The following is a 3,939-nucleotide window of genomic DNA, read 5'->3' on the forward strand; positions in this document are numbered from 1 at the left end:
GTCCTCCCCATCCGCGCCTCTTCCACTCAGGATCTCCCCCGTGCAGAAGCCCTACGTCGCCGCCGACACCCGCTATGACGCCATGCCCTATCGCCGCACCGGCCGCAGCGGCCTGGACCTGCCGGCGATCTCGCTGGGCCTTTGGCAGAACTTCGGCGGCGAGGACGTGTTCGAGACCGGCCGCGCCATCCTGCGCCGGGCCTTCGACCTGGGCGTCACCCACTTCGACCTGGCCAACAACTACGGCCCGCCCTACGGCTCGGCCGAGGAGAACTTCGGCAAGGTGATGGCCACCGACTTCGCCGCCCACCGCGACGAGTTGATCGTCTCGACCAAGGCCGGCTGGGACATGTGGCCGGGCCCCTACGGCAAGGTCGGCGGCTCGCGGAAGTATCTGATCGCCAGCTGCGACCAGAGCCTCAAGCGCATGGGCCTGGACTATGTCGACATCTTCTATTCGCACCGCGTGGATCCCACGACGCCGCTGGAAGAGACCATGGGCGCCCTGGCCCACCTGCACCGCCAGGGCAAGGCGCTGTACGTCGGCATCTCGTCCCACTCGCCCGAACTGACCCGCCAGGCCGCCGCCATCCTGAAGTCGGAAGGCGTGCCGCTGCTGATCCACCAGCCGTCCTATTCGATGCTGAACCGCTGGATCGAGGACAGCCTGCTCGACACGCTGGAAGACCTGGGCGTCGGCTGCATTGCCTTCTCGCCCCTGGCCCAGGGCATGCTGACCAACAAGTATCTGGGCGGCGTGCCGCAGGATTCCCGCGCCGCCCGCGAGGGCTCGCTGGGCGGTCACCTGTTGAGCGCCGACAACCTGGCCCGCATCCAGCACCTGAACGAGATCGCCAAGGCCCGCGGCCAGAGCCTGGCCCAGATGGCCCTGGCCTGGGTGCTGCGCGACCCGCGCGTCACCTCGGCCCTGATCGGCGCGCGGACCGTGGCCCAGCTCGAGGACTCGCTGGCGGCGCTGAACACCCTGGGCTTCACGGCCGAGGAACTGGGCGAAATCGACCGCCACGCGACCGAGGGCGCGGTCGATCTGTGGAAGATTTCGTCGAATCTGGCCGCTTCGGATCTGCCCAAGAGCTGACTGCGTCTTGCGGTGGAGCGCCGTCGGAATACAATCGACCCATGAACGTGGGGGCCGACGGCTTGGACCGGACAGTGAGCGGTATGGACCGACTGACGCCGCGTGAGCGTGATTGCCTGCGTCTCGTGGACGAGCATCTCAGCTCGAAGGAGATCGCGCGTCGGCTCGGCCTGTCCAAGCACACCGTCGATTGGCACCTCGACAAGGCGCGCCGTCGCCTTGGCGTCGCCGATCGCTACGAGGCCGCCCGCCTGGTCTCGCCGCGGAACCAGACCCCCCCTCCGATCGCGTCAGGGTCCGACGCGGCGGGACTAGCCCCCTCTCCCTCCTCCAGGTCCTTTGACCCGGTCGAGACCTCGCGGATCTCCGGCCGGAAGGTCGAAGGCCGCGACATCGAGGAAGGAGCACCCGATGCCGCCACTTACGGACTCTCAGAAGGACGCGATCGAACAGGCCCTCAGCCTGCGCCAGGACGCCCTGAACTTTCACAAGACCTGGCCGACCCTCAACTCGCAGGACGAGCGGGTTCCGGGCTTCACCTGGACGGAGCTGGAACGCCAGCTCGCCAGCCTGGCGGCCAGCGCCCAGAGCGCCATGATGGCGTCGGACCTGGTCAGCGCGACGCGCAAGCAGGCCAATTTCAAGCCACCGGAAATGGTGCTGCGCGAGATTCTCTGCGTGGCCGGCGCCCTGATGGACGAGAGCTTCCTGTCGCCCATTCCTCCAGGGCAGGGCCGCTCGGAAATTGGGGAGGCCCCAATGACCTGACGCTCGGCCAGCGGCTGGCCTTCATCGCCGCCGTCATGCTCGCGACCGCCTTCGCGTTCGGATCCCTGCTCGCCGGCCTGCACGCCCTTCGAGGCCTGTTCTAGGCCGCCGCTTCCCGAACGCTCTCCACTTTCACCAGATGACGCGCCGCCTTCACGGCGCGGGGAGAACGTCATGCTCAAGGAACGCCGCACCGCCGCCGAGGCCGTGGCCGAAGCCCTGTTCGCCGCCGAGAACGCCATCGACGCGGCCATCGCCAGCACCGCCGCCCTGACCACCCTGATGCCGGCCTCGCGGGAAGCCGCGAACCTGTCGGTGATGGTCGGCCAGGACGCCCTGATCAGCGCGATCGAGACGATGCGCGCCCTGGGCGTGGCCCGGCAGAACATCCTCGAAACCCATCAGGGCCTCAGCAAGGCCCAGCACGACATCGGCCTCTCGGCCGTTTCCTTCGGCGGCGGCGGCAAGAAGCCGCCCCCCAGCCTGATCGGCAGCCTTCGGGCCGTGCCGACCACGCGCGAAGTCGCCTGACACCCTCCCCAACTCAGGCCTCGCGCCGCGGGCCCGATCATGCACCCCCACCTGATCGGGCCCGCGACTTCATGGATCGGTTTCGACCATGGATCGGGTTACCCTGGAGGCTGAAAGCGCCGCCAGCGCCCCGCCTTCGGACTTCTTGCCGATGTACGTCCAGACCCTCGACCAGCTGTTCAGCCTCGCCGTCCTGCTGACCTGTTGCGGCCTCGCCGTGTGGCGCGGACGATGGGTCGAGCAGGTCGCCGCGGCGGCGATGGCGGCGGCGTGGTTCGCCAGCCCCCTCGTGCAGGACGATCAGCAGACGCTGGGCGCCCAGAGCGGCGTCCTGGTGGTCGATATTTTGCTGCTGCTGGTGCTGCTGTACCTGGCGCTGACCGCGGATCGCTGGTGGACCATGGCGGCGGCGGCGTTCCAGGGCGTCGGCGCCCTGATCCATCTGGCGGCCGCGATCGACCGGCAGATCATCCCCCGCGCCTATTACGTGGCCGGCAGCCTGGTCAGTTATCTGGTGATGGGCGCCCTTTTGATCGGCGTCTGGAACGCCGGGCGCCGCAGACAGCCTGATCCGGACAGGCTCTCCTGACATCGCCGCGCCTCCTTACGATCATTTAATCCGGTGAACGGCGTTTCTCGGTTAGAAGGCGTTGGCTGTTCAAATAATCGGAGCTGAGGTGGTCGTGCATCAACGGATCAATAAACGCGGCCTGCGTTCGACTGCGTTGCCCGTGGTGCTGTGCATCGGCGCCCTGGGGCTGACCGCTTGCGATCATGGCGACAAGGCCAAGGCCAAGACGACCAAGCCCTCGCAGGCCGCCAGCCAGACCGTCGGCGTGTCCGTGGTCACCGTCCAGTCGCTGCCGCGCACCATCAACGCCTCCGGCACCGTCACGCCTTGGGAAGAGGTTCCGGTCGGCGCCGAGACCGGCGGCCTGACGGCCGTGTCGGTCAACGCCGAGGAAGGCCAGACCGTTCGCCAGGGCCAGGTCCTGGTGGCGATGAACGACACCATGCTGCGCGCCCAGCTGCGTCAGCAGGAAGCCGCGCTCGCCAGCGCCAAGGCCACCCTGGCCGAGGCCCAGGCGGCCCTGGGCCGCTCGCGCGAGCTGCAGGCCAAGGGCTATCTGTCGTCCGCCTCGCTCGACACCGCCACCGCCCGCCAGCAGACCGCCGTCGCCCAGGTCGCCTCGGCCGACGCCTCGCGCAACGAAACGGCCGCCCGCCTGGGCCAGGCCGTCGTCCGCGCCCCGGTCTCGGGCCTGATCAGCCGTCGCAGCGTCACCAAGGGCCAGATCATCTCGCCGGGCGTTGAGCTGTTCCGCATCGTCCGCGACGGCCGCCTGGAGCTGGACGCCGAGATCCCCGAATCCGACCTGCTGGCCCTGCGCGCCGGCATGCCGGCCACGGTCACCTCCGACCAGGTCGGCCAGACCACCGGGACGATCCGCATCGTCACCTCCGAGGTCAACATCCAGACGCGGGTCGGCCTGGCCCGCATCAGCCTGGCCCCCGGCAGCGGCTTCCGCTCTGGCATGTTC

At 68.8% G+C, this 3,939-nt stretch carries 5 protein-coding genes and 1 pseudogene; all 6 read left to right on the top strand.

The annotated features are described in order from the left end of the window. Positions 1-40: 40 nt before the first annotated feature. Positions 41-1,099 (top strand): L-glyceraldehyde 3-phosphate reductase, encoded by a 1,059-nt coding sequence (gene mgrA, locus AC1DZ6_RS20855; protein ID WP_477099047.1) that lies wholly within the window; start codon positions 41-43, stop codon positions 1,097-1,099. 83 nt (positions 1,100-1,182) lie between these two features. Then, positions 1,183-1,341 (top strand): annotated as a pseudogene (locus AC1DZ6_RS20860) (helix-turn-helix domain-containing protein); the annotation flags it as partial. A 169-nt stretch (positions 1,342-1,510) separates the two neighbouring features. After that, on the top strand, positions 1,511-1,867 hold the full coding sequence (locus AC1DZ6_RS20865) for a hypothetical protein (protein WP_477099048.1): 357 nt from the start codon (positions 1,511-1,513) through the stop codon (positions 1,865-1,867). Positions 1,868-2,041: 174 nt separating this feature from the next. After that, a complete protein-coding gene (locus AC1DZ6_RS20870; RefSeq protein ID WP_477099049.1) occupies positions 2,042-2,398 on the top strand; it encodes a hypothetical protein in 357 nt (118 codons plus the stop codon). 88 nt (positions 2,399-2,486) lie between these two features. Then, the gene (locus AC1DZ6_RS20875; RefSeq protein WP_477099050.1) at positions 2,487-2,987 is read left to right on the top strand and encodes a hypothetical protein; all 501 of its coding nucleotides are present in this window, start codon (positions 2,487-2,489) and stop codon (positions 2,985-2,987) included. A gap of 88 nt (positions 2,988-3,075) precedes the next feature. Continuing rightward, positions 3,076-3,939 (top strand): efflux RND transporter periplasmic adaptor subunit (locus AC1DZ6_RS20880; RefSeq protein WP_477099051.1); only part of this gene is annotated, 864 nt, incomplete at its 3' end.

Source organism: Caulobacter sp. P1_B12_2 (genome assembly GCF_056406675.1).

Excerpts from the sequence above, each read along its gene's own strand:
- AC1DZ6_RS20870 (WP_477099049.1), top strand. The coding sequence starts at position 2,042 with ATGCTCAAGGAACGCCGCACCGCCGCCGAGGCCGTGGCCGAAGCCCTG.
- AC1DZ6_RS20865 (WP_477099048.1), top strand. The coding sequence starts at position 1,511 with ATGCCGCCACTTACGGACTCTCAGAAGGACGCGATCGAACAGGCCCTC.
- AC1DZ6_RS20875 (WP_477099050.1), top strand. The coding sequence starts at position 2,487 with ATGGATCGGGTTACCCTGGAGGCTGAAAGCGCCGCCAGCGCCCCGCCT.